21 protein-coding genes and 1 pseudogene are annotated in these 25359 nt (G+C 40.6%); 2 read left to right on the top strand and 20 right to left on the bottom strand.

The genetic code is table 11. The features are described from left to right. Positions 1–11: 11 nt before the first annotated feature. From ACYSNU_RS00720 to rpsL, 6 genes are all read right to left on the bottom strand, one after another. Complete coding sequence (locus tag ACYSNU_RS00720; protein WP_461735337.1) at positions 12–917, bottom strand: ABC transporter ATP-binding protein; 906 nt, start codon at positions 915–917, stop codon at positions 12–14. A 390-nt stretch (positions 918–1307) separates the two neighbouring features. Beyond that, entirely contained in the window at positions 1308–1811 is a 504-nt protein-coding gene (locus ACYSNU_RS00715; protein WP_461735336.1) for a GNAT family N-acetyltransferase, read from the bottom strand. 110 nt (positions 1812–1921) lie between these two features. Then, a complete protein-coding gene (gene tuf, locus ACYSNU_RS00710) occupies positions 1922–3109 on the bottom strand; it encodes an elongation factor Tu (RefSeq protein WP_265455940.1) in 1188 nt (395 codons plus the stop codon). A gap of 134 nt (positions 3110–3243) precedes the next feature. After that, the gene (fusA, locus tag ACYSNU_RS00705; protein ID WP_265455941.1) at positions 3244–5328 is read right to left on the bottom strand and encodes an elongation factor G; all 2085 of its coding nucleotides are present in this window, start codon (positions 5326–5328) and stop codon (positions 3244–3246) included. A 63-nt stretch (positions 5329–5391) separates the two neighbouring features. Next, positions 5392–5862: a 30S ribosomal protein S7 gene (gene rpsG / locus ACYSNU_RS00700; protein WP_265455942.1), complete on the bottom strand. Its 471-nt coding sequence runs from the start codon at positions 5860–5862 to the stop codon at positions 5392–5394. A 66-nt stretch (positions 5863–5928) separates the two neighbouring features. Next, positions 5929–6342, bottom strand: coding sequence for a 30S ribosomal protein S12 (gene rpsL, locus ACYSNU_RS00695; protein ID WP_265455944.1), 414 nt, complete (start codon positions 6340–6342; stop codon positions 5929–5931). A 378-nt stretch (positions 6343–6720) separates the two neighbouring features. Here rpsL and rpiA point away from each other — a divergent pair, with 378 nt between their 5' ends. Further along, entirely contained in the window at positions 6721–7395 is a 675-nt protein-coding gene (gene rpiA, locus ACYSNU_RS00690) for a ribose-5-phosphate isomerase RpiA (protein ID WP_461735335.1), read from the top strand. A 118-nt stretch (positions 7396–7513) separates the two neighbouring features. Beyond that, positions 7514–8200 carry a 2,3-diphosphoglycerate-dependent phosphoglycerate mutase gene (gene gpmA, locus ACYSNU_RS00685; RefSeq protein ID WP_461735334.1) on the top strand — a complete coding sequence of 229 codons (687 nt, stop codon included), beginning with the start codon at positions 7514–7516 and terminating at the stop codon, positions 8198–8200. 248 nt (positions 8201–8448) lie between these two features. Here the strand turns inward: gpmA and lepB are convergent, their stop codons facing one another. The 14 genes and pseudogenes from lepB to ACYSNU_RS00615 all read right to left on the bottom strand — a co-directional run bounded on the left by lepB (position 8449) and on the right by ACYSNU_RS00615 (position 25295). After that, positions 8449–9507 carry a signal peptidase I gene (lepB, locus tag ACYSNU_RS00680; protein WP_461735333.1) on the bottom strand — a complete coding sequence of 353 codons (1059 nt, stop codon included), beginning with the start codon at positions 9505–9507 and terminating at the stop codon, positions 8449–8451. 114 nt (positions 9508–9621) lie between these two features. Continuing rightward, positions 9622–10749 carry a DUF916 and DUF3324 domain-containing protein gene (locus ACYSNU_RS00675; protein ID WP_461735332.1) on the bottom strand — a complete coding sequence of 376 codons (1128 nt, stop codon included), beginning with the start codon at positions 10747–10749 and terminating at the stop codon, positions 9622–9624. Between the two features lie 80 nt (positions 10750–10829). After that, on the bottom strand, positions 10830–11516 hold the full coding sequence (locus tag ACYSNU_RS00670) for a hypothetical protein (protein WP_461735331.1): 687 nt from the start codon (positions 11514–11516) through the stop codon (positions 10830–10832). 23 nt (positions 11517–11539) lie between these two features. Further along, positions 11540–12634, bottom strand: coding sequence for a DUF916 and DUF3324 domain-containing protein (locus tag ACYSNU_RS00665; protein ID WP_461735330.1), 1095 nt, complete (start codon positions 12632–12634; stop codon positions 11540–11542). A gap of 173 nt (positions 12635–12807) precedes the next feature. Then, positions 12808–13626 (bottom strand): WxL domain-containing protein, encoded by an 819-nt coding sequence (locus ACYSNU_RS00660; protein WP_461735329.1) that lies wholly within the window; start codon positions 13624–13626, stop codon positions 12808–12810. Positions 13627–13696: 70 nt separating this feature from the next. After that, positions 13697–14512, bottom strand: coding sequence for a WxL domain-containing protein (locus ACYSNU_RS00655; RefSeq protein WP_461735328.1), 816 nt, complete (start codon positions 14510–14512; stop codon positions 13697–13699). After that, complete coding sequence (locus ACYSNU_RS00650) at positions 14509–14826, bottom strand: LPXTG cell wall anchor domain-containing protein (RefSeq protein WP_461735327.1); 318 nt, start codon at positions 14824–14826, stop codon at positions 14509–14511. The genes ACYSNU_RS00655 and ACYSNU_RS00650 overlap by 4 nt, the downstream gene beginning before the upstream one ends. A gap of 14 nt (positions 14827–14840) precedes the next feature. Beyond that, positions 14841–18035 (bottom strand): annotated as a pseudogene (locus tag ACYSNU_RS00645) (pectate lyase-like adhesive domain-containing protein); the annotation flags it as partial. 39 nt (positions 18036–18074) lie between these two features. Further along, positions 18075–19139, bottom strand: a complete 1065-nt coding sequence (locus ACYSNU_RS00640) for a pectate lyase-like adhesive domain-containing protein (protein WP_461735326.1) — start codon at positions 19137–19139, stop codon at positions 18075–18077. Between the two features lie 269 nt (positions 19140–19408). After that, the gene (locus tag ACYSNU_RS00635; RefSeq protein WP_461735325.1) at positions 19409–20134 is read right to left on the bottom strand and encodes a winged helix-turn-helix domain-containing protein; all 726 of its coding nucleotides are present in this window, start codon (positions 20132–20134) and stop codon (positions 19409–19411) included. A 394-nt stretch (positions 20135–20528) separates the two neighbouring features. Further along, positions 20529–21641 carry a tyrosine-type recombinase/integrase gene (locus tag ACYSNU_RS00630; RefSeq protein ID WP_461735324.1) on the bottom strand — a complete coding sequence of 371 codons (1113 nt, stop codon included), beginning with the start codon at positions 21639–21641 and terminating at the stop codon, positions 20529–20531. Positions 21642–22492: 851 nt separating this feature from the next. Beyond that, positions 22493–23671, bottom strand: coding sequence for an iron-containing alcohol dehydrogenase (locus ACYSNU_RS00625; protein WP_461735323.1), 1179 nt, complete (start codon positions 23669–23671; stop codon positions 22493–22495). A 79-nt stretch (positions 23672–23750) separates the two neighbouring features. After that, positions 23751–24455 carry a purine-nucleoside phosphorylase gene (gene deoD / locus ACYSNU_RS00620; RefSeq protein ID WP_461735322.1) on the bottom strand — a complete coding sequence of 235 codons (705 nt, stop codon included), beginning with the start codon at positions 24453–24455 and terminating at the stop codon, positions 23751–23753. 21 nt (positions 24456–24476) lie between these two features. After that, positions 24477–25295 carry a purine-nucleoside phosphorylase gene (locus tag ACYSNU_RS00615; RefSeq protein WP_461735321.1) on the bottom strand — a complete coding sequence of 273 codons (819 nt, stop codon included), beginning with the start codon at positions 25293–25295 and terminating at the stop codon, positions 24477–24479. Positions 25296–25359: the final 64 nt, after the last annotated feature.

Below are 25359 nucleotides of genomic sequence, written 5' to 3'. Positions count from 1 at the left end.
TTTCCACTCTCCTAATTCATCACTAATTCTTTAAAGTAAGTTTCTAAGCTTTCGCCCTCAAGGGAAATGCCATCAATTGCCAAGTCCGCCATCGTCAATTCCCGCACGATTTGGCGAATCGGTGTTTCCAGTTGATAAACATTAAGCTGATGTTGTCCGACAACCTTACAATCCTCAATCGCCATTTGCCCCAAAGTCTGCAAAGCTTTTTTAACATCGTCAACTTCAATTTTAATAAAGGCTTGGGCCTTCAAATCAAATTCGTCTTTGGTCATCTCCTGCACTAGCAAGCCATCTTTGATAAAACCAAAACGGGTAGCTACTTGATACAATTCCTCTAGGATATGACTAGAAATCAAAATCGTCATGCCTTCCTCTCGGTTGAGCTTTAGTAAAAGCTCCCGAAACTCGACAATCGCCACCGGGTCCAAACCATTAATTGGTTCATCCAAAATCAGAAAATCTGGTTTATTTAATAGGGCAATTGCTAAACCCAGCTTTTGCTTCATCCCTAGAGAGAAGTTTTTATATTTCTTTTTGCCGGTATCCTCTAAATCAACGAATTTCAACGCTTTGGCAACTGCATCTTTTTCAATGACCCCGTTAATTTTGCAGTAATATTTCAAATTTTGCTCGGCCGTCAGCTGGTCATAGGCGACTGGTGTTTCAATAATATTCCCTACCCGCTTCAGCTCTTTGATATACTCTTTTTCGTTTTGATTACCAAACAATTGAATGTTGCCACTACTCGGCTGAATCATCCGCACGATAGTTTTAAGTAAGGTCGTCTTCCCCGCACCATTACGACCAACCAAGCCATAAATATCACCTTTACGAATTGTCATAGTGATATCCTGCAGAGCCAGCTGCTTGCCAAATTTTTTATTTACACCCGATAGATTTAAGATAGTTTCCATTTTTAACTCCTCCTTGTTTACAAGAACATCATATCAAGTCTTCCTAAATCAGCTCTTAACTAAATGTTAATTGATTCTTAACTGCAAAAAACTAAATCTTAATTTGTTGTATACAAAAAGACCGCACTATAAGTTCTACAGAATCTTTCAGCAATCTTCCATTTGTGATGGCGTTTCTAACATCTGCACAAAGAGTGATTCATAGCTGCCTTTAAGAGCAGCTTGTGAGATTGTCTGATTCCATTAGAACTGATAATCCAGTCTGATTTAGTTTTTATTAGTCAAGTTTCAACAAAGTGGGACTTATATTTTTGAAAACAACCGGCGGGTAAAAAAGATTCTATAAAACCTTTCACGGCATCCATATGCGCCCAGTCAGGTTGTCAATTATTAAATCATTTTCCCGAAATAGACGAAGAAGACTTCCTCATCCAAAAATGAAAATGTTTCAGAATCTTGATGTGTACATTGAAAGCCAGTTTTAGTTAAGACTTTTTGTGAGGCAAGATTGTTATTGGTAGTATAAGCTAGGATTTTTTTTAAGCCTAAAGTCTGCGCCTCAATTGAAATCAATTCAACTGCCTGCGTTGCCATGCCTTTCCCAAGGCTGGCTTCACCAATGCGATACCCTAGTTCAGCACTTTGTTGCTGCCAATTGCAATCTGTTAAATTTATCCTTCCAATTACCTTGTCAGCTTCATTTAAAATTAAATAGAAGAAAGATCGCCGGTTATCTTGTTCCATCAGCAATGCCTCATTTCGTTGTTGAAATGCTTCTGGTAAAAAATAGTCATCCCCACGATCTGGGATATGCTGACGAAAAAAATTTCGATTTTCTTTTTCAAATGCCAGTAGTTCTGGAAACTTTTCGATCGATAATGGAACCAGTCGCATCTTCATTTCCTCCTTTTACTATAAAAAAAGCGTCAGAATCTATCCCGGGGATAAATTCTGACGCATACGTCCGATCACAATGTTGCTTTAAAGGTTCAACTTAAAATGAATTAAGCTTTGATTGTAGTTACAACGCCTGAACCAACAGTCCGTCCGCCTTCACGAATAGAGAAACGAGTTCCGTCTTCGATAGCGATTGGGTGGATTAATTCAACTTCCATAGTTACGTTATCACCAGGCATTACCATTTCAGTACCTTCTGGCAATTCAACTACACCAGTTACGTCAGTTGTACGGAAGTAGAACTGAGGACGGTAGTTAGTGAAGAATGGAGTGTGACGTCCGCCTTCTTCTTTTGATAAAACGTAAACTTCAGCAGAGAATTTTGTATGAGGTGTGATTGTACCAGATTTAGCTAATACTTGACCACGTTGGATGTCTTCACGAGCAACCCCACGTAATAATGCACCAATGTTGTCGCCAGCTTCAGCGTAATCCAACAGTTTACGGAACATTTCAACACCTGTTACAGTAGTTTTAGCTGTTTCTTCAGCAATACCAACGATTTCAACTTCGTCACCAACGCGAACTTGTCCACGTTCAACACGACCAGTTGCAACAGTTCCACGACCAGTGATTGAGAATACATCTTCGACTGGCATCATGAAAGGTTTGTCAGTATCACGAACTGGAGTTGGGATGTATTCGTCAACTGCAGCCATTAATTCTAAGATTTTTTCTTCGTAAGAAGCGTCGCCTTCTAAAGCTTTCAAAGCAGAACCAGCAACAACTGGAGTGTCATCACCTGGGAAGTCATATTCAGACAATAAGTCACGAACTTCCATTTCAACTAATTCTAATAACTCTTCGTCATCAACCATATCAACTTTGTTCAAGAAAACAACGATGTAAGGTACACCAACGTTACGAGATAACAAGATGTGTTCACGAGTTTGAGGCATAGGACCATCAGCAGCAGATACTACTAAGATCGCGCCGTCCATTTGTGCAGCACCAGTAATCATGTTTTTAACGTAGTCCGCGTGTCCTGGGCAGTCAACGTGAGCATAGTGACGTGCGTCAGTTTCGTATTCAACGTGAGCAGTTGAGATAGTGATTCCGCGTTCGCGTTCTTCAGGAGCGCCATCGATTTGATCGTAAGCCATCGCTTCTGCTCCGCCTTTTTTAGCTAAAACAGTTGTGATTGCTGCTGTAAGAGTTGTTTTACCATGGTCAACGTGTCCGATAGTACCAATGTTAACGTGTGGTTTAGAACGGTCGAATTTTTCTTTTGCCATTTTAATTTGTTCCCCCTAGGTTTTTAAGTTAATATTTTTTGATAGGTAGAACCGTCCTGGCAAGGACAGCTCTCCCTCTATCGCAATTTTAGAATGATTGTCAAAAATGTGACAACCAAGCTTAAAAGCTGGTATTACTCAGATTTGCCGCCGTTTTTCTTGATGATTTCTTCTTGAACAGACTTAGGCACATCTTCGTAATGGTCAAAGGTCATTGTAAATGTACCACGACCTTGAGTTGCTGAACGTAAAGTAGTTGCATAACCAAACATTTCAGCCAATGGAACCATCGCACGAACTACTTGAGAGTTTCCGCGAGCTTCCATACCTTCAACACGACCACGACGAGCAGTTACGTGACCCATAATATCACCTAAGTAATCTTCTGGGATAACAACTTCAACGCCCATGATTGGTTCAAGGATAACTGGATTAGCTTTCTTAGCAGCCGCACGCAATGCCATTGAAGCGGCAACACGGAAGGCTGTTTCATTTGAATCGACATCGTGGTAAGAACCGTCGTAAAGTTTTGCTTTGATATCAACCATTGGATAACCGGCTAAAACACCGTTCTCCATAGAATCCTTCAAACCAGCTTCAACGGCTGGGATGTATTCACGAGGAACCACACCACCGACGATAGCATTTTCAAATTCAAAGCCAGCGCCTTCTTCATTTGGAGTAAATTCAATCCATACGTGACCGTATTGACCTTTACCACCAGATTGGCGGACGAATTTACCTTCCGCTTGAGTAGAAGCACGGAATGTTTCACGATAAGATACTTGAGGAGCACCTACGTTAGCTTCCACCTTGAACTCGCGACGCATACGGTCAACGATGATGTCCAAGTGAAGTTCGCCCATACCAGCGATAATTGTTTCGCCAGTTTCCGGATTAGTTTCAGCCCGGAAGGTCGGATCTTCTTCAGAAAGTTTTTGTAGCGCTGTACCCATTTTATCTTGGTCAGCTTTTGATTTAGGTTCAATCGCAACTTGGATAACGGGTTCAGGGAATTCCATTGATTCAAGAATAACTAAATTCTTTTCATCAGATAAAGTATCCCCAGTTGTTGTATCCTTCAAACCAACTGCCGCAGCGATATCTCCAGCGTACACTTCAGAGATTTCAGAACGAGAGTTTGCGTGCATTTGTAGGATCCGTCCAACACGTTCACGTTTACCTTTTGTTGCGTTTTGGATGTATGATCCTGATTGTAAGACACCAGAATACACACGGAAGAAAGTTAAACGACCTACGAATGGGTCAGTCATAACTTTAAAGGCTAAAGCAGAGAAAGGAGCGCTGTCGTCAGCTGGACGTTCAACTTCTTCATCTGTCTTAGGGTCGATACCTTTGATTGCTTCGATATCTAATGGTGAAGGTAAGTAATCTAACACGGCATCCAATAATAATTGAACCCCTTTGTTCTTGAAGGCAGAACCACAAAGGACTGGGTAAAATTCAACGTTAACGGTTGCTTTACGGATACCTTCTTTTAGTTCAGCTTCAGTGATTTCTTCGCCTTCTAAATATTTCATGGTTAAATCTTCGTCTGTTTCAGCAACAGCTTCGATTAACTTTTCACGCCATTCAGTTGCTAATTCTAAGTAATCAGCAGGAATGTCGGTTTCTTCAATTTCAGTACCCAAGTCATTGACATACATTTCAGCTTTCATTTTGACTAAGTCAATAATTCCAGTGAAATCATCTTCAGCGCCGATTGGGATTTGAATTGGATGAGCATTTGCTTGTAAACGATCGTGTAAAGTTGTTACAGAGTATAAGAAATCTGCCCCAATTTTATCCATTTTGTTTGCAAATACAATCCGGGGAACACCATAAGTAGTCGCTTGACGCCAAACAGTTTCGGTTTGTGGTTCAACCCCAGACTGAGCATCAAGAACTGTTACAGCACCATCAAGAACCCGCAATGAACGTTCTACTTCAACTGTGAAGTCCACGTGTCCAGGAGTGTCAATGATGTTGATACGATGACCTTTCCATTGTGCAGTCGTCGCAGCTGATGTGATAGTGATACCACGTTCTTGTTCTTGTTCCATCCAGTCCATTTGAGAAGCTCCTTCATGAGTTTCACCAATTTTATGGATTTTACCAGTATAGTACAAGATCCGTTCAGTCGCAGTTGTTTTACCGGCGTCAATATGGGCCATGATACCGATGTTACGAGTGTTTTCTAACGAAAATTCTCTGGCCATTCTACTTTTTTCTCCTCTCTGTATATCGAGTGTATAGATAAGATTTTCTTGAAAAAGAAAATCTTACCAACGATAATGTGCAAATGCACGGTTGGCATCAGCCATTTTATGTGTGTCTTCACGTTTCTTAACTGAAGCACCAGTGTTGTTAGCGGCATCCATGATTTCTTTCGCTAAACGCTCTTCCATAGTGTGTTCACCACGAAGACGCGCATAGTTAACAATCCAACGAAGACCTAAAGTTGTGCGACGTTCTGGACGTACTTCAACTGGGACTTGGTAGTTTGAACCCCCAACACGACGTGCTTTAACTTCTAGCACGGGCATAACATTTTTCATAGCTTGTTCAAAGACTTCTAATGGATCATTACCAGTAGATTCTTTGATGTTGTTAAAAGCATTATAAATGATATTAGCAGCTGTTCCGCGTTTTCCGTCAACCATTACACGGTTGATTAAGCGAGTTACTAATTTTGAGTTATACATTGGATCTGGTAAAACATCACGTTTTGCAACAGGACCTTTACGAGGCATCCGTAACTCCTCCTTCCGAAATAATCTCTTCTATTATAATATTGTTAGTTTCACTAATAATTGAAATTAAGCTTTAGGTCGTTTAGTACCATATTTAGAACGACTTTGTTTCCGATCGTTTACACCGGCAGTATCCAAAGCGCCACGAACGATATGGTAACGTACCCCTGGTAAATCTTTAACCCGTCCACCACGCATCAAGACAACACTATGTTCTTGAAGATTGTGGCCGATACCTGGGATATAAGCAGTAACTTCGATTAAGTTAGACAAACGAACACGAGCATATTTACGTAAAGCTGAGTTCGGTTTTTTAGGTGTCATAGTTCCCACACGAGTTGCTACCCCACGTTTTTGAGGTGAATTGATATCTGTTTGGACCTTCTTAAAACTGTTATATCCTTTGTTCAAAGCTGGTGAATTAGATTTTTTCACCTTTGACTTACGAGGTTTACGTACTAATTGATTAATTGTAGGCATTCCTTGTTTTCCTCCTTCCTCGATTCGCTCACTAGACCCACACATCCAGGTGGTTCTTTTATGGCGATAAAAAATAATGCATTCTCTGCATTCTTCATCAAGCGTGTACTTTAACACAGTCAGCACGTCTCAATAGAGAGACCTGTAAACAAAGCACCTTTGATAGAATATCATGGTTTTTTTATGCTGTCAACGACTCTTTAAGATTTTTTGCGATTCCTCAGAAACTTTTTATTCTTATGGGACTTATTTCCCTTAGCTACCCCTTTTTTTCCACGGAAAAATATGGAGAATATCTACTTTTGATACTGTTTTTTCAACTGGAAAACGCTACAATAGACTGGAGTCTTATATAAATTATTTGAAGGGTGTGCACAGATGAATTTAAAAGAGATGGTAGGCATTGAGGCCGCTAAGTATGTAACTGATGGCATGATAGTCGGTTTGGGAACCGGCTCGACAGCCTACTATATGGTAGAAGAAATTGGTCGGCGAATGAAGGAGGAAGGCTTGAAGATTACTGGAGTGACTACTTCTAAAGCTACTGAAAAACAAGCGTTAGGCTTGGGAATCCCTTTGAAAAGCATTGATGAAGTTACTCACGTTGATTTAACGATTGACGGCGCTGATGAAGTGGATTCCGATTTTTCCGGCATTAAAGGCGGCGGTGCAGCTTTGCTCTTTGAAAAAGTTGTCGCAACCTATTCCCGTCAAAACATTTGGATTGTCGATGAATCCAAAATAGTAGCAAAATTAGGGAAATTCCCTTTACCGGTTGAAGTTGTGCCTTATGGTCATCAACAGCTTGTTACTTTATTTGACCAAAAAGGCTATGAACCAAAGTTACGCAAAAATGATGCTGGACAAGTCCTAGTCACTGATGGCGGCCATTACATCATCGATTTGCATTTGCAGCAAATTAATGACGTCCCTGCCCTCGCTCAGGAATTAGACACCACAGTGGGCGTCGTCGAACATGGTCTTTTCATTGGTTTAACTGGCAAAGTCATCGTTGGTTATCCAGAAGGTCCCAAAACTCTCGAAAAAAGATAGTTAAAAATTTCTCAAAGTCGTGATTTTGCCGATTTTTCAATGGTAAAATCAGCAAAAGTTTTGTACAATAGATGAGGAATTGAAATTTTCAGAAAAAATTTTAAAGGAGATTTATCACATGCCAAAATTAGTTTTTTCTCGTCATGGTCTTAGCGAATGGAATGCTTTGAATCAATTTACCGGTTGGGTTGACGTTGACCTAGCTCCAGAAGGTGTTGAAGAAGCCAAAGAAGGCGGCCGTAAAATTAAAGAAGCCGGCATCGAATTCGACGTAGCCTACACTTCAGTTTTAACGCGTGCCATCAAAACTTGTAACTACATCTTAGAATACTCTGACCAACTTTGGGTGCCAACTGTTAAATCTTGGCGCTTAAACGAACGCCACTATGGAAAATTACAGGGCTTAAACAAAAAAGAAACCGCTGAAAAATACGGTGACGAGCAAGTTCACATCTGGCGTCGTTCTTATGACACTTTACCTCCACTTTTAGAAGCAACTGATGAAGGCTCTGCTGCCAAAGATCGCCGCTACTCCATGTTAGACCCTCGCGACGTTCCTGGAGGCGAAAACTTAAAAGTTACTCTAGAACGTGCGTTACCTTTCTGGCAAGATCAAATTGCCCCAGCTTTATTAGACAATAAAACTGTCTTAGTAGCAGCTCACGGTAATTCTTTACGTGCTTTAGCTAAACATATCGAAGGCATCTCTGATGATGATATCATGGACCTTGAAATCCCAACAGGCCAACCATTAGTTTATGAATTAAACGATGATTTAACTGTTGCGAAGAAATACTATTTGTAAGATTAATATGAATTAAAAAAGTTCGCCGGAGAAGATATTCTTCGGCGAACTTTTTTAGCTTTCAAGTGCTTGAGAGTGCTGCATTACCTAAACTCTCAAATACATCAACATTTGAAGCACATGAGTCAAGTCTTTTTAGAATATTCATAATACAGAAAAAAGCTAGCCTCTTAAAACTAATCAACAATTTTCAACAGAGAAAAATTGCCACTCTCATAATAAAATCTTCCATTAATTCAGCTGTAAAATCAAAAGAACCTCACTCCTGTAAAAGGCAGAATCCTCAGCGACACCACTCCCACCAGCTGCTCTTTGGTAATCAATCCATAACTGCGACTATCTGCCGCATAAGGACGGTTGTCCCCAAGCACGAGATAGCAATCCTCCGGAAGAGCGGGCAGCTTAATTAAAGTCTGTAAAGTAAAATCCTGCGTATATTGGCTGCCATTTTTTTGGGTTTCGTTAATCTCATCAATAATGAAGGGCTCATTTTTTAATTCGCCGTTGATACGTAATTCATCGTCTTGATAAGTCACAGTGTCTCCAGGTTTGCCAATAACTCTGCGAATTTGCAAGCTATTGCCCTGCTGAAAGGCCACAAGGTCCATCGTGTTGATTTCTTTGGTTCGGCGAATAATCACTGTATCACCATTGTGCAAAGTGGGCATCATACCATACCCCTTCATGCTGCCAATAGTAAGTAAAAAAGAGCCGATAAGAAAAAAAATCAGAGCTGTTCCCATAAAAACTAACACAAAATCACGAATTAAGGTTGTTGAGTTCTTTTTCTGTTTTTGCGTCGTGCTGTTCTTTCTTTTTTTTCCAAGCTTTTGTGAAGTAGAAGTAGTTGTTTTAGGTCGTTCCTTTTTGGGATTTTTTTTTCTAGGAAAATTCTGCTTGAGATTTGCTTTATGAGGCGATTTTTTTTTAGAAAGCTTTTTTTTAGAAAGCTTTTTATCTGTCGTTTTCTCAGCCTTTTTTGGTCTGTTCGCTCTTGGCTTTTTTTTCTTAGCCCTTAAAAGATCGTTTAGTTCCTCAGTGGGGATATATTGGTTTGTGGGCTCCTTTTCTTTTAGAGATTTATTCTTTTGCCTATTCACACTTGATTGACTCGTGCGCTTTTTTCTTTTTGAAGTAGTCTGCTTAACTACATTTTTAGCAGTAGCGTTGGAGCTTTTCTTACTTTTTTTTACATTTTTCGGAGGCTTCGTTTTCTTCTTTGAAGCGGCCGGCTGCTGCCCGATTTTAGTAGTTGTTTTGCTCTTTTTTGTGCTTTGAACTAAGGGCTCTTTTTTACCTCGCCTCATCTACTTTGCCTCTCCTCTTCTGCCAAATAATTCCGCAAGATTTTTGTTACGGCAACTGTTCACAAACAGCCTAAAAAAATAGTAGTCCACAACAATCGTCATAAATAGAAAATTTCAATGAGAGTCTGGTTTTTTCCTTCTATTTTTGTTTTTCTGTGCAGCTGTTTTTCTCAAATATCTAACAAAGAAAAATACACCAACCACAATCAACACAAAACCCAGTAACAGTCCGACTATCACCTGCCAATTTTGTTCATTGCCATCAAGTAGACCAACTGTCCGTTCGTTGTATTGATTGGCATCCCCGTCTGTAATAGCGAAGGACTCCTGCCATTCCCAGCTTAATTCACCGGCTGTAATTTGAATATTGGCAACATACTCGCCGGCTTGCATCGTTCCTTCTTCAATCGGCACGGGAAATTCAATTAAGGAATTAGGAGCCATCCGCATTTGCGTTTTTTTGGTTTCATAAAGCACAGCTTGACTGTCAGCAGTCGCAATTTGAACTGCCACCGTCATGTCATTAACGAATGTTGCGGCTACATTAGAAAAATTAATAAAGACAACATTTTGACCGCTGCTTTGTCCGCCATAGGCTTGGTTAAACTGCAGGTCCGGTGGGATTACTTCAGTGTTTTGCTGTAAAACAATCGGTATTAAGTAGGCATATTGATTGAATATTTGTGAAGTCGCTTGGCTATCGGTCGTTTCATCAGCGACTTGATTTTGCCGCATCAATTGTAAGCCCCCTACAATGACACCCGTCAATTTTTCTGGCACCATCTGAATTTCAAGTTCTAAAGTTTTTGTCTCTCCTGCCGCAAGAGTTAGGCTGTTAGGTCCGCTGACCAGCTCTTCAAAGCTATATTTCAAAGAATCATCCTTTGGGAGGTCATTTTTGCTATACTCAATATTGCCGCTGCGATTCGTTTTCGCACCATTTAAAGCAACTGCAATATCAATACTTTCAGCGCCAGGATTGGTTAAAACAATTGAGACAGTCTGTTTTTCCTCAGGGGTTAAAACTAGATCATAATAACCGAGCGTTTGATCCGTTTGATTTTCAGGGTAGACCATCGTAAAGGTGAAGCCCATCGCATTGGCTATATCTTGCGAGGCCGCTGCTGAATTCTCGGTATTGGTAGCCAAAGCCTTGATGGGAACAAAACCAATCCATAAAAACAAACTGCAGCACAGGCTGATAAGCAGTTTTTGAAAAATTTTATGCCGAAAACAATTCATGTTCTCCTCCTTAGAAAATTTCCTTTAAGAAAAAACAGCAAAACAGCTCAAGTGAGTTGTCTGCTGTTCGTCATCTTGCATTACTGGCTTTGTTGGGCAGTAATCTCTTGGTCTAACATATCCTGATCGACCTCATAATAGCTGAAAGCAGCCTCCTCTAAGCTGGTAATGCGTTCTAAACTGCTAGTGTAGGTTGCGGCTAAATCTGGATTGCCATAGAATTCACTGACCTGCCGACTGGCATTAATACCCAGTTCACCAATTGCGGCATAATAGCGATTCAAGACACTCTGCCCCTCAACAGTATTTAAGCTGCTGGCATTTTTACTGCCATAACTGGCTAAGCTAGTTGCCAAATACTGCAAATTGCGGGTCACTGCATCTTCCTCCCCTTCACCGTTTGCCGCTTCTGTCAGCTGCGTTTCAAAGGTGTGCACCAAAAAATAAGACTGAACCACCGCCTCGGCATCGTCTGAGGAAAGGTTTGTGGACTGATAGTACATGCCATACGCCGTTCCCCCGCCGAAAATAAAGGTGATAACAAGAAAAATTATCAAAGACCGCAAAGCACTATTTTTTTGACGAAGATAACGCTGGCGCAATTTTTCCCAGCGGCGGCGACGCTTTTTACTTTTAGGCGGTCGTTTGCTGAGCTTTGATACTTTTTTTTGACGACTAATTGTTAAATAAAGAAAAATTAGAGTAAAAATGCAGGCAATAATCGCTACTGCGATGCCAATAATAATCAGCCATTCTAAAATTGTCATGTCTATCCCCTAACTCTTCTGTGTCATTTTCTACGTGGTTGGCCCTTTTTGATGACTTTCCTTTTGCTGGCTTTTTTATTTTTTCTGATTTGGCGGATCACTAATACTGCCAATAAAATGACAGCTAGCACCCCGCCGACAATTGCTGCCACTAAACGCCAGTCCAAGCCACGATCTTGGGACAGTCCTACATCTAATGCATTAAATCGATCTGCTTCATCCTCGGTGATTTCAAAATCCTCGGTCCATTCCCAGGACAAATCACCAGCGTAGGCTTTAACATGAGCCGTATACATGCCGGCGACCATCCGTTCCCCATTCATGCTGATTGGAAAAGCAATTGAACTGTTTGGCGCCATCCGCATTGCTGTTTTGCGGGACTCCCACAGGATGGTTTCGCTACCCTGTTCACTAATTTGAGCGTCAATTGTCAAATTATTCGTATAAGTTGCAATCACATTTGACAGGCTGACAAAAATCGTATTGCGGAAATTTTGCTGTTCCGCGTAGGCCCGATTAAATTGCAAATCCGGCTGTAATTCTGTCATATTTTCCCGCAATAAAACGGATATCGAATAGGAGTAGCGATTATTCACAACCCCACCACTGCCTGAACTAGCTGTTGCTTCAGAGGTGCTCGGCGTTAAAGTCACACCCCCCGCAATAACGCCGTCGTAAGCGACTTCCGGCATCTGCAAAGCTAAATCTAGTGAGACCGTAGAATTTCCTGGTATCTCCAATGTTTCCGGCCCAGTAATTAAATTGACAAAATCATATTGCAAAGACGGATCGTTTTCAATGTTGGTTGTGCCATATTGAATATTACCTTGACTACTAGTTTTGGCACCATTATAAGCTAAATCCACCGTCACGCTTTCACTGGAACCATTGGTCACCTGAATTGAAATTGTCTGCTGCTGATTAGGCGTCATCATCAAATCAAAATAACTTAGGCGCGTATCCGTTTGATTATCAGGATAGACTGGTTCAATGCCCAAGCTCGGTCCATTTACTTCACTTTCAGAGGCCACAGTAGCCAGCGGTAGAGAAAAGACTACCGTCAAGAATCCCAAAATACTGACAAGAATCAGTCCTAATATGCGTTGTTTATTTTTCATTTTTCGTCCTCGAGTATCTGTAAAATTTTTAAAAAGCCAATTGCTTTATGTACAAATTTGAAAAGACAAACCTGAAACAATTTCTCTTAAAAATTGTTTCAGGTCAGCTGAGATTTTTTAAGCTTTATAAAAAGCTGCGTAATCTTTAAACAAAGCTTTTATCTTCAAATAGATTAAGCGTTGTAGCCTAATGTCCAAGTGATTTCAGCAGTATAAGTGTCTTCTACTAAACCAGCACCAGTTGGAACATATAGGCTAACGGAGTTGCCAGAGGTATCAGCAGAGCCATTAGTAGAGCCCCATGCCAATGTCCAAGAACCACGACCTGTCAAATCACCAGTCGTTGCTTCTTCTGCTACAACGATTGGTGTGGCAGTGCCTTGTGCGTCATAGCTTAAGTTAAATGTTGCTGCTGAAACATTCGGTGCAGGCGTTGCTGCATTGTTATCCAAAGTTCCAACGATTGGATTTGTATAACGAATTTCTGCTGCTGACATCACTTTAGAGTTTGTTGTAGATGAAGAAGTAAATGGACTAGTCATCTGAGCGCTAATTGTGTAGCCGGCATTCCCTGATGCCCGGATATCACTCCAAGTGATGAAGTTACCCCGAGTTACTGGAGTCCCAGCGTCTGTGTTGTCTTCGCGATTCATCAAAGTTCCTGTAAAAGCAGGTGCATTAACAGATTGTGCTTTGTTGCCAGTGTTGATTTCAGGGAAACGTAGTTGAGTAGCACCGACCATCCCGATTGTTTGATCGGTCGCTACTGTTGATAACACTAGTTCTGTTGCAGCAGGAAAGATTGCATTTGCTGGTACTTCTGGATCGGGAATGGCATCCGTAGTAGGATCAATTGTTCCTTGTTTAACATCAACTGTTCCTTCTGATGTTACATCATGTGTTTGCGCTGTTGCCCCTGTTGCCAATGGTGCCACTGTCATTGCCCCAATTGCTGCTATTAAAGCAGCTGCACTTAACCGTTTAAATTTCATTTTTTGTTCCTCCTATTTTATGGTTTTTATTTACAAATGGAGAGTTTCTCCAGTTTGTCTAAAGTTAGTTTTATTCAGTCGGTCCTGCAATTAAACTCCAAGTCAAGGTGGTTGTGTAATTGACTGGATAAATCTGCGTACCAGAGGGAATAAATAGTTTGATTGCTGAATTGCTATAAGCCTGTTTGTTGTAGGTGTCATCCATAACCGCGGTTCCATCTGCATCTGTTAAAGCAGTCAACGTATTTGTTTGATTGCTTGTATTTTCAGCTGACGCCCCAAAAGCAATGGTATAAACCCCTTTACCTTGGGTAGTACTGGCAGTTGCAACAGTATAGCCCACATTAAATTCAGAAATTTTAATCGTGTCTCGCGTCACCACTGGCAGTCCTTTTCCGTCAGCGCTGTTTGCCCAGCCGTTATCAAAAGAAAGATAAGCTCCGGCTAATTCCTGCTCTGAAAGAGTTTGAATGACTCGATTATTAAACTGACTATCTTGGGCCACCTGTAGCTCCCAACCTGAACTGTCCTTTCGCTGATCGGTCACCTGCACATAATAACCACGGGGTCCAGTCTCACTATGAAATAGTTGCGCCAGTGAATGAAATTCCTTGTCCCCGTCTGTCAACTCTACAAGTCCGAAATTAAGACTTGAAACAAAATCAAATCTTAGCGGCCCTTCAGTAGATGGGCCTTCCCCGGGGTCAACATTTGCTCCGGGATTTTCGGGATCAACCGGAATCGTTACCCCAGTATCCAAAACATCAACAGTGCCGTTTCCAGATAAATTACTTTCAGAAGCTGCCCTCACTGGCTGTCCTGTATAAAACAGAGCTAGCAATGAAAGGCTACCAAGTAGAACAGTAATAAAACGTTTGAATTTCATCGCTGCTCCTCCCTTCCTTTTTTTCTACGATAGAAAAGGAAAAGCAAGAGTAAAATTAAAACACCGGCACCAGCGATACCATAATTTCTGATGACTTCACCAGTCTGGGGAAGCTTGCCTCCTGTTGAAGGCAGCGACCCGGTTGTTGAACTGCTAGAGCTTGTCGAAGGTGCTGTCGATTCTTCATAAAACGTAATGCCACCTTCAACAGTCACTTGTCCAGCTCCGGTAGCGGCTTGATTTTCGCCAGCAGCTCCGAACGCTCCCCAGAAAACCACCTTCAGGCTTAGGAGAACTAATACTTTGTTTTTCATACGCTCCCGCCCTTCTATGGTGTGCCTGTTGTAATCGTCCAAGTGATAACCCCCTTGTAACTACCAAGTTTAGAGCCGTCACTGCCTGCCTGCATATAAACCGGATCAGCCATCAGTTTCAAACCGGGTGCTGTTTGCGGAGTAGTTCCTGATGTACGCCAGCCATCTGAAAGGTTCAGCGTGCCACCGCTGCTGTTACTGGTGATAATTTGAGCGCCCGTATCAATATCTAAAGTATGCTCAGTGCCATCAGTATCCCGATAAATTAAAGCTCGTTTCATTACCGCATTCGTCACATTGTTGGTTAAATCCGTAGTCACTTCTGCCGACAGACTCCAACCAGCCGTCTTATTTGCCCGGGTATCCGTGACAATTAAATCATCGCCGGAAATCACCGGTGTATCGAGCCGCTGTGGTTGCGCATTGAAAGCCAAATCACCGAAGGCAAAGGAAGTCGGTACCGATTTAATAATTAGTTGACCCTGAGCCGTATAGGTAATCTCTTGATCCACATCTCCAATGTAAAAATTCCCCTCATCCGTTCCGTTTGGCAGTGTCACTGAGGCATAGCCTGCCGCAAGTAACGCAGCTTTTTGCGCCTGAACTTTAGCAAACGTATCCGAAGTCAAATCAAGATAATCGCCAACAAAAATATCTGTGACAATATCACTTGTCGGATCTTCACTAGCCGTTAAGGTGTAATTATCTAACACTTGACCTGACTCATCGGCGAATAAAATGGTGAGTGTGGAGTTCATATTGATGATATAAACCGTCGTCACATCGCTTACTCCAGTCAACCCAGTTGCAGCTTTAGGCATAATCGTCACAGGGTATGGCGTGTTCATCGCTAAGTTCCCACGATCTGTCAAATTACCTAAATCCGTCACATCAAAATCTGTATAGTTTGTCCATGTTTCCTTGACACCATCAGAAATTTTATAGGCCTCTAGTGTGACATTTTGTAAAATATAATCTGCTAAAGCAGTATCAGCCAAGCCCCGAACTGTAGAATATTCTATATCCAAAGGAGAACTAACCGTCATTCCTGCAGATTCTGGATAGACCACCAAAATAGCCGCAATCGTTCCTTCGTTTAACGCGTTATCATATACATAGATTGGAACTTCAATTCCAGAATCATCGGTACCAGCCTGTAAAGCATTCTCAGCCGAAGGTCGGTCTGCATAAGCATAAGTAAAAGTTTGTGGCAATGGATTCGTATCTGTAACCGAAGTGGTGTCCACAAAATCACTAGCGTGTGGTAAAGTCTCTCCAACATAGCTGTAATAGGTTAGCCCTGTACCTTGTGGCGCCGTCTTATCCAATACATCCTTCTCGACTTCTTCTGACTTAAGATTATAAAAGCCATACACATGAATTTTATTTTCTGCAGTGAAGGTCTCACTAATTCCTAAATCTTCCAAGTCAATTGTCCAATTACCATCAGAATCTGCCGGAACTTGATACGTATAATTCGCACGAGTTTCTGGATCCATATTGGTATCTTGGACTGGTGTTAAAACATTATTGGCTTGGTCTACTGTTTTAGCAGAATTTGTACCATTTAACGCTTCCTCCCAGACCCGCAGATAAGTTCCCGGCCTTGCGTATCCGCTAATCGTATGAGAATCCGTTTGCGCTGGATTATCATTTGGCGAATTGTGGATAGCAACTTCCGGATTAGGAATCTGTGTAAACAGAATCCTTTGCTGTCCTCTTGTCGAAAAATTATTATAAAAATTTTGCAAAGTGGTCGTGTACATCGAGTTTGCCGATGTAATACTTGAGGTATAGCTGCTAAAACGAATATTCATGTTTGACATCGGCTCGTATTGGTAAGTAGAGCCACCGTCAATATCACCATCAGCACCAATATTTCTGTTACCTAATGTCCATTGATAGACATTTTGGACAGAAACATTCAACGTTCCAGAATAATAAATCAAGCCATTATTTGTGGCTGAACCGGAATTTATCGTATTAACTCTTTGCAGATTTACTCGTTTTGCATCCGAAAATTGGAAGGTGGAAGAACTACCGCCAAAACGAATGAGATATTGTCCGATAGAGGTGCTATCACTTTGAATATCCAAGCTACCATTTTTTCCAATGATGAAGCTGACGCTACCATCTGAATAAATCATATGAGTAGTCGTAGAGCCCATGCCTGTCCCAATAACATTCAATGAGCCTCTAACATTAATGGAGCCAGCACTCATGTAGATTAAATTATTATTCGCATCATTTAAGGAGTTAGGACCACCTTCACGTTTTACATTAACTGTGGCTCCCTCTGCGACATCAATTGATGACGAGGAATTACTCATGTAGATTACGCCTCGGTAAATTGCAGTAGAGGTACTTAATAAATTAACGGTTGAATTGGCTCCAATCGTCAAATTACCTCCCCGCATATCGAGGACCGAATTGTAGCCGTCTCCAGAAGTCCCACTTCCCTCTCGAGTTGCAGTTAAAGTTACATTTTCACCAATCGTTACATTACCAGAATTCATTTGTAGGACAGGTCCGCCTAAAGAAGACAACGTTACATTTGCATTATCTTCAAATCTTGATTCCCATACGGCTAAAGTTTGATTATTAGAATAATCAACATGCCAACTATTTCCATTAGTCCCTTCACCGTCAGTTCGAATCGGCAAACCGTCTTTACCTAATGCTGTATAACTAGCCCGCTGTTCAATTTTGACATTGCCGGCAAAAATTGATTGCGAAGCAACCGCTTGAATTAGCTGAGCACCGTAGTGAGTAAAGTTTTCAAAGCGTTGCCAACACTGTTTCTCAAAAGTATCATCGAGGTCGTTTAAAATGATAGCGCCCCAATAATTACCATGATAAAACGTGATATTCCGGAAAGTTTGATACCAATGGGAGCTAAAATTCCCATTACCGTTATTTGTCGTTGCATTACGGAAACATAAAGTTACCGCTCCGAGGTCAAGGGTATACCCATTTCCTTCTACAATCATTTCTCTAGCTGAACCTGTTAATGTTACATATGACCAAGTAGGAGTGCCCGGATTATTCGCTCTGGTTCCGTCTGCAAAAACAGCTGTTGCTTGGTTAGTCACATTGGGTAATATCAAATTACTGTAAGTGACAGTGCCCCTTGGCAAAACTATATCAGTCACTAAATTCACAACTGAAACACTGCGATTAGCAAAAGCTAGATAAAATTCTTGCCAATTTTTAACATCCTTAACATGGTAATAGCCATCACCATAGTTCTAACTCGATCTAGTCAGATAAGAACTCGTAGAAATTCCACCGTTTCCCGCACCAGTTAAGACTGGATAGTAGAATGGTGCATAAGGATTGGCTGATTTGACGTTAATATTTTGCATCGTAATATTCCAATAGCTGGAAGTGTTAACAGATGCGTCAGTAAAACTAATGGCTAGATTACCAAAATCAAATGTGTACTTTCCGCCATCGATGATAAGATTTCTTGAGATTGCTGCTTTAGACACAAATAGATAACCATAACCAGTCGATAAATCTACGGAACTGTTACTAAATACCCCGTAATTATCTGTTAATGTCCCAGATAATGTTATATCGTTGCCCAATGTAATCTGGTTAATGCTGGTATCCCCTAATGCCTCAACAAATTCATCCCAAGTTGTCACAACTTGAATAGCTTGTGGGTCGGTTATTAAAGGTTGAACTGCTAAATTAGTTACAGTTCCTTTGGGTTTAATCTCCTCGAATTCCTCCGCTTCACCCACAACCACCGCCAGCTTTTCCGAATCCGTCAGCATAATGTTTTTATCGGCGACGCTTATTTCGTATTCTCCAGCAGTTTCAGCGGTCAAACTTAAGGCCAGCTTGGTTATCGAAGCGTTAACTGTGATATCCAAAATGCGGGTCTCTTGGTCAAAATGAATGACCGGTGTGATACCTGAAGCAGTAGCGGCTGTCAACGTAGCTTTTTCAGCCGTTTCGTCAAAGGTGATTCCTTCTGGCAAAGTCATGCGCCATTGTCGACTAACTGAGGCTGCATTCGCTGCATTTTCAGCAGCTGTGATATCCCCTGATTTGTCGACAAAGGGTACTTCTGTATTTTCAGTTGTTGCGATGTCGCTTTCATCGCGACTATCGGAAATCGTTACGACGAACTCATCTCCAGCCTTTAACTGGGTTAAGTCTTCCTCTGTAGATAAGCTCAACTCCTTTGGTGCCGCAAAAATTTCCATTGCTCCGGAAGAAAGCTGAACAATAGTTACCGCAATCAACGAAAATACTGCAATAAAATTGATTAAGAGTAACCAATGTTTTTTTCTATTTTTCATTTCATTCACTCTTCCCTCCTATCTTTTTTTGTTTCCGTGAAAGCATCACACTCCCCAAGAAATTAGCAGCCCACTAGATAGAATTGCAGCTGCTTAGTAACCAACAACGCCCCCTTTCCGCTTAACCTGTAAATTATCTCTATCACCAATAGAGAAATTTTATTTTTAAACATGACCTGCATGTCTAAAAGCAGATTGAAAAAAATCATTTACCCAAATTGAACAGCCTTTCTTTGACTGACCCCACGATAGCTGTCTAAGCATTTTCCTTAAATGGATTTCGTGGCGGCATAATTGGAAATGCTCTCGCAAAATTGATTTTTAAAGGCATATCCCTTATTCCAATGGGTTTCGATTAGGCCCTCATTTAAGCCCAATTTATGCATTTTCTTTTTCAAGCGGCCGACAATTTGCGATAATTGAGTCAAAGAAGAATTAGATACCCCCTGTGTCCACAGTAATTTGCTGAGTTCGATTCTGGTAACAAATTCCCCATTATGCTCATATAAAATATCAAAAAGCTCCCGTTCCTTTTTGGACATCGCCGAAATCAAAGCTGTCACTGAATGAATCGAAATCTCTTCTTGGGGTTCTTCACTCCGTTGCGGATAAACGGTTGCAAAAATTTTAATTGCTTTCGTGTCCGCTAAGGCCTCCCGTAATTCATTTAAGCTCATTTGTGAATTGAGAATTTTTACCGCCCCATGGTCAGTGGGCCCTTCAATAGTCTCTTCAGCAATCTGCTGCTCATCGATTCGATAAAAACTCAAGCGATCAGAAGTCGCAAATTCAAGAACACTAGCTACCTCCTCGTTGGAAATACTTTCGCTGAAAATGACTGTCTTAAAAAAATCAAAAACAGACGCTTCTTGTTTTAAAAGAAAACTTTCTAGCAGCTGATTTGAGCAAAAGACTTCATAGCCGAGTTGCTGAATTTTATTTTGCCAAGCAATGTCGATAAAAATATTTTTGGTTAGTAAAAGAATTTGTTTCATTGGATTCCCTCCGTTAAGTAACTTCCTGGGTCGATTTACAATCGGTTTCTAAAATTAAATTGCCGAGATACTTTTTATTCAAAAAACTGCGAAAAACCTTTATAAATCAAGCCTTTTCTTCTTATAACTATGTATTATAGGAAGTATTCGTCATACCAACTCCAACAAGAAGTTTAAGAAAACATAGACGGCTGAAATGACGGTTTAAACTGGCAATATTTCAGGCCTTTTTTGCAGCACAAAAAAAGCCGTGGCAAGCGCCACGGCTGAAATACCCAGAACTCCATATAAACTATTGAGATTTTTTTCTACTAAAAAACCACATCAATTCCAGTAATAAAAATAAGTCCATGGAAACAAAATCTATTTCAAAAACTAAAAAATTTGTGTCTCTTCAATTTCTTTCCTTAAAAATGAAATTGATTTTCTGCATCTCCTTGATTCGTTGCTCCATCAAAGAATCACTATAAGTATCTAAAGTTAATTTGATTGACTGATGCCCCAAAATTTTGCTCAAGCTAGCAATGTCCATCCCTTGCTCCAAGCATCTAGTCGCAAATGTATGTCGCAATACATGAAAATGAATATCTGAAAAATCCGTTTCAGCAATCAGATTTTTAAAGCGCAGGCCGATAATTCGCGGCTCTGCAATCCCATTGACTGTTGACACGACCATCTCATGATCTAGTTTTCGATACGGCAGCAAGTATTCCTTCAAAGTATCCGCTAGTGGAACTAGACGTCTTGAATATGTAGTTTTTGGCGAATCGATAATCAGCTTAGTTTTTAATTTTTCAGCGGCATCATTTTTTATCCTTATCACAGTTTTATCCACTTTAATCATCTGCTCGTTAAAATTGATATCTTCCCATTTCAAGCCACTGATTTCGCCAATTCTGAGGCCAGTATACAAAGAAATCATAATCGGTAAGCCATGACGACTATTTCTGGCCAACTGCTCCAGTTCCTGTTGTTGGGCTAAACTTAACGCCGAAATATTGCGTTTTTCTTGTTTAGGCAAAACGACTTTATTAGCAATTTCTTGGTGTAGATAATCCCGTTTAACAGCTTCCTTCAAGGATTGCTTAACCAGACTAAAAATTAATTGGATACTACTGCCGCTCAGACCTTTATCAGACAAACCATTCACAAAATTTTGCAAGACAAATTCATCCAACTCCACAAAAGAAATATGGCCTAGCACTGGTAGGATATGGACCTGTGCAATTCGTGTATAACTGGAATCGGTTGAATTTTTTATGCGTTTTTTTAATAACGGATAAAATTCATTCGAAAACCAGTCTCCATATGTTCTTTTGTGAAAAGGTGTTTTCTTCTTGGTAAATGCGTTGACCTTCAACATCAACAAACTGTCCTTGACCTCATCATATTTTTTTCCGTAGACATAACCGTATACGATTTTATTCTCAGCAGTACGACCCTTAATATAGCGCCCTTCCCACCGGCCATCTTTTCTTTTGTAAATATTTTCTCCACGCTTTACCATAATAATTTCCCTTTCTTTCTTGACGATTCTCTTGACGGCTTAAAGCTATTCTTGTCATTTAATTTCATCATGATATCAACAAAATCCTATACATAATAACAAATTTTACGCAACAATGTTCAATAAAAATCGAAAAAAAAGGTAATTTAATCAATTGACAAAAAAATCATCATACTTTCAATAAATCGAAAAAAATTCTTCAAAAATCACAATAATTTATACGAAATAAGATTGATAATAAATTTAATTACATTTAGAATTAAATTAACGGAATTAGAAATGGAATATTTTATTATATTTCCTATAATACATAGTTATAAGAAGTATTTTATAACTTTTGAAATAAAATACTATTTCAATAGTATTGAAAACATTTATTTTCATACTGAAAAAATTATCTATTCTTTTATCCCCTTGCTTTCCCTCCTAAGTTTCATCTATCGAAAACTGGGAGTCATAAAACACCTGCCTGCTGCTGTTTCTGAATTTTTACACCGGCAATCAAATTTCAAACTATGATTAACTTTGTTACTGGAAGTTCTCTACATTAAAAAAGGCGAGCCATCTATTAAAACTTTCGCCTTTTTAGCAAAAAAACATGATAGGAATTATTTGTAGTGACCTATTACTACTCTTTTAAAGTTTTTTGATTGCATCATAATTGCAATTATCTTTGCTACTTTTTTTGAGATTTTATTCTTCATGAAGTTTGGATGGAGTTTTGTGAACAGCTACGATGGTTTGCTGTGGAAAATTTTGCTTAACCTAATTATACAAGCTCTTATTTTTTTAATAAACTGCACAAAAAGCCCGTGGAAATCCTTGAGAGATTTCCACGGGCTTTTAAATTTTTACAAATAGTTAGATGGTGTTAGACAGTCTTCGTAAATCGCTTGTACATCAGCCGCTGTTAGTGGCACGTATGCATTTTTTTCAATGCTACTGTGGGCCACAGCTCCTTGGGCCATCTCGGAAAATTTTTCTTCATTAATGCCAACCTCAGGTAAAGTCATCGGAATCTCGCAAGCGACAAAGTAATCATATAATTTTTGAATGCCTTCAAGTGCTGCTAGGTGGTCAACACTTTCCTGCACATCCCAGACATTACGAGCGAATTGTGCAAATTTCGCTTCAGTATCTGCGTTTAAGGCAAACTTCATCCAGCGAGGCGTCAAAATAGCTAGGCCAACGCCATGGGTAATATCATAATAGGCACTTAACTCGTGCTCCATTGGATGACAAGACCAGCTGCCGCCTTTGCCGCCACCAGTCAAACCATTTAAAGCCCAAGTGCTGGCCCACATTAGATTTGCTCTGGCATCGTAATCATCAGGAGTATCTAAGGCAATCGGGCAATTCTTAATTACAGCCCGCATCAAACCTTCAGCAGTAAAATCTTGCACATCAGCACCAGTAGTTTCACTAAAATAATTTTCAATCAAGTGGCTCATAATATCTGCAGAACCTGCCGCCGTTTGATATTTAGAGACTGAAAACGTCAAGCTCGGATCCAAAAAGGAAGCTTTTGGCAAAAAATTCCAGCCGTGAACCCCTAATTTTTCATTGGTAGCCATATTGGAAATGACCGCCCCACGATTCATTTCACTACCAGTTGCTGCCAGAGTCAAAATATCTACCAGTGGAATGGTTGGCCCTTTATAATTGCGGGCTTTAACAAAGTCCCACGTTTCCAAATCAGAAAGAGCAGCCCCTGAAATAACCTTGGCGCAGTCAATCGTTGAGCCACCGCCGACTGCTAAAATGACATCAATATCATGTTCTTGACATAATTTTGCGCCTTTAGCGACAGTTTCCACACGGGGATTAGGCTCGACTCCAGCCAATTCTGTGACGGTAAATTCTTTTAAGACAGTTTGCAGCTTGTCGTAAAGACCATTTTTCTTAATACTGCCACCACCATATACTAGTAAAACATTTTGACCAAATTGACTTAAAACTTCTGGCAGCTCGTCTAAACGATCTTTGCCAAAACGGACATCGGTTGCTACATCAAAACGAAAATTATTCATCTTTGCATTCCTCCATTTCCATTTAATGATAACGAAAAAATAGACAGTTGAAAAGCATTTCAACTGTCTATATCCATATTTAACTAATCGCTACTTCTAAACCGACCTCAATCATTTCATTGAAGGTCATCTGCCGTTCTTCGGCTGTGGTTTCTTCGCCGGTGATGATGTGATCTGAAACGGTCATGATACCTAATGTTTCTACATTGAATTTTGCTCCAAGGTAATACAAGGCGGCCGCTTCCATTTCAACACCTAAAACACCTAACTCAGCGAGTTGCATCGTTTCTGCCATATCATCTTTGTAGAAGGTGTCTTCTGAAAGCACATTGCCGACATGAATGTTAAAGCCTTTTGCTTTTGCAACTTCATAGGCCTTCATCAATAAATTGAAATCAGCAATCGGTGGAAAATGGAACATTTGGAAATTTTTTTCAATCATGGAGGAGCTAGTGGCGGCAGCTTGCGCTAAAATCAAATCCCTCACATGGACATCTTTTTGCAATCCACCGCAAGTACCGACGCGAATAAGTCGTTTAACTCCATATGAATTAATCAATTCATGGGCATAAATTGTTGCAGATGGCATACCCATGCCGGTTCCTTGGACAGAAACCCGCTCGCCTTTGTAGGTTCCGGTATAGCCTAACATGCCCCGCACATTATTGTATAAAACCGGCTCAGTTAAAAAGGTTTCAGCAATATATTTGGCCCGTAATGGATCACCGGGCAGTAAAATTTTATCAGCAATTTCGCCTGCTTTGGCTTCAATATGAACGCTCATTCGCTTGATTCTCCTTAAATTTTATAAGACAGCTAAAGTTTCTTTGACTAATGCTTTAAATTCTTCTTTTACTCGCTCGGTCGTTTCCACTACTTCGGCATGGTTCAAGTTTGCCTGCATTCCTGCGGCCAAATTGGTGATGCAAGAAATCCCCAGCACTTTTAACCCAGCATGAACTGCCACGATGACCTCAGGGACTGTTGACATGCCGACTGCATCACCGCCAATTGTGCGAACAAACCGGATTTCTGCTGGTGTTTCATAAGTCGGACCAGAAAAGCCGACATAAACGCCTTCTTTAATGTGCAAACTGCGGGCTTCCGCCACTTCTTTAGCTTTCATGCGGTATTCATGATTGTAGGCTTGACTCATGTCAGGGAAGCGAGGGCCTAAGTTTTCATCGTTTGGTCCGATTAGTGGATTGTTACCCATGTAATTAATATGGTCGGTGATTAGCATTAAATCCCCGGGCGCAAAGTTTTGATTGACGCCACCACAAGCATTGGTGACCACCATCGAATGGGCCCCTAATTCTTTCATAACTCTCACTGGATAGGTGACAGTCTGCATTGAATGGCCTTCATAATAATGAAAACGTCCCTGCATGGCTAAAACGAACTTGCCAGACAATTTGCCATACACCAATTGGCCAGCATGACCAACCACCGTTGAGATTGGAAAGTGGGGAATTTCCTCATAGGGAATTACGATAGCATCTTTAATCTCCTCAGCCAGTTCACCTAACCCTGAACCTAGAATTAGGCCGAAGTCCACCTCGCCAACACCTAAATGACGAATAAACGCCGCTGTTTCCTGCAATTTTTTTTGTAAGTTTTCCATGAATACCCTCCCATTTTTATTTCAATCAAACATGGTTGTGAGATAGTTTTGACCAGAGTTATAG

Source organism: Enterococcus sp. LJL120, assembly GCF_054871765.1.
This window is presented reverse-complemented; position numbering and strand designations above follow the sequence as displayed.

What these genes read in the sequence shown, in the direction of transcription:
- ACYSNU_RS00630 (WP_461735324.1), bottom strand. Translation starts at nt 21,641, where the DNA reads ATGGTAAAGCGTGGAGAAAATATTTACAAAAGAAAAGATGGCCGGTGG.
- ACYSNU_RS00640 (WP_461735326.1), bottom strand. Translation starts at nt 19,139, where the DNA reads ATGAAAAATAGAAAAAAACATTGGTTACTCTTAATCAATTTTATTGCA.
- ACYSNU_RS00720 (WP_461735337.1), bottom strand. Translation starts at nt 917, where the DNA reads ATGGAAACTATCTTAAATCTATCGGGTGTAAATAAAAAATTTGGCAAG.
- lepB (WP_461735333.1), bottom strand. Translation starts at nt 9,507, where the DNA reads ATGAGGCGAGGTAAAAAAGAGCCCTTAGTTCAAAGCACAAAAAAGAGC.
- ACYSNU_RS00675 (WP_461735332.1), bottom strand. Translation starts at nt 10,749, where the DNA reads ATGAATTGTTTTCGGCATAAAATTTTTCAAAAACTGCTTATCAGCCTG.
- ACYSNU_RS00665 (WP_461735330.1), bottom strand. Translation starts at nt 12,634, where the DNA reads ATGAAAAATAAACAACGCATATTAGGACTGATTCTTGTCAGTATTTTG.
- ACYSNU_RS00650 (WP_461735327.1), bottom strand. Translation starts at nt 14,826, where the DNA reads ATGAAAAACAAAGTATTAGTTCTCCTAAGCCTGAAGGTGGTTTTCTGG.
- rpsL (WP_265455944.1), bottom strand. Translation starts at nt 6,342, where the DNA reads ATGCCTACAATTAATCAATTAGTACGTAAACCTCGTAAGTCAAAGGTG.
- ACYSNU_RS00635 (WP_461735325.1), bottom strand. Translation starts at nt 20,134, where the DNA reads ATGAAACAAATTCTTTTACTAACCAAAAATATTTTTATCGACATTGCT.
- fusA (WP_265455941.1), bottom strand. Translation starts at nt 5,328, where the DNA reads ATGGCCAGAGAATTTTCGTTAGAAAACACTCGTAACATCGGTATCATG.
- ACYSNU_RS00660 (WP_461735329.1), bottom strand. Translation starts at nt 13,626, where the DNA reads ATGAAATTTAAACGGTTAAGTGCAGCTGCTTTAATAGCAGCAATTGGG.
- ACYSNU_RS00655 (WP_461735328.1), bottom strand. Translation starts at nt 14,512, where the DNA reads ATGAAATTCAAACGTTTTATTACTGTTCTACTTGGTAGCCTTTCATTG.
- ACYSNU_RS00670 (WP_461735331.1), bottom strand. Translation starts at nt 11,516, where the DNA reads ATGACAATTTTAGAATGGCTGATTATTATTGGCATCGCAGTAGCGATT.
- ACYSNU_RS00715 (WP_461735336.1), bottom strand. Translation starts at nt 1,811, where the DNA reads ATGCGACTGGTTCCATTATCGATCGAAAAGTTTCCAGAACTACTGGCA.
- gpmA (WP_461735334.1), top strand. Translation starts at nt 7,514, where the DNA reads ATGCCAAAATTAGTTTTTTCTCGTCATGGTCTTAGCGAATGGAATGCT.
- deoD (WP_461735322.1), bottom strand. Translation starts at nt 24,455, where the DNA reads ATGAGCGTTCATATTGAAGCCAAAGCAGGCGAAATTGCTGATAAAATT.
- ACYSNU_RS00615 (WP_461735321.1), bottom strand. Translation starts at nt 25,295, where the DNA reads ATGGAAAACTTACAAAAAAAATTGCAGGAAACAGCGGCGTTTATTCGT.
- ACYSNU_RS00625 (WP_461735323.1), bottom strand. Translation starts at nt 23,671, where the DNA reads ATGAATAATTTTCGTTTTGATGTAGCAACCGATGTCCGTTTTGGCAAA.
- rpsG (WP_265455942.1), bottom strand. Translation starts at nt 5,862, where the DNA reads ATGCCTCGTAAAGGTCCTGTTGCAAAACGTGATGTTTTACCAGATCCA.
- tuf (WP_265455940.1), bottom strand. Translation starts at nt 3,109, where the DNA reads ATGGCAAAAGAAAAATTCGACCGTTCTAAACCACACGTTAACATTGGT.
- rpiA (WP_461735335.1), top strand. Translation starts at nt 6,721, where the DNA reads ATGAATTTAAAAGAGATGGTAGGCATTGAGGCCGCTAAGTATGTAACT.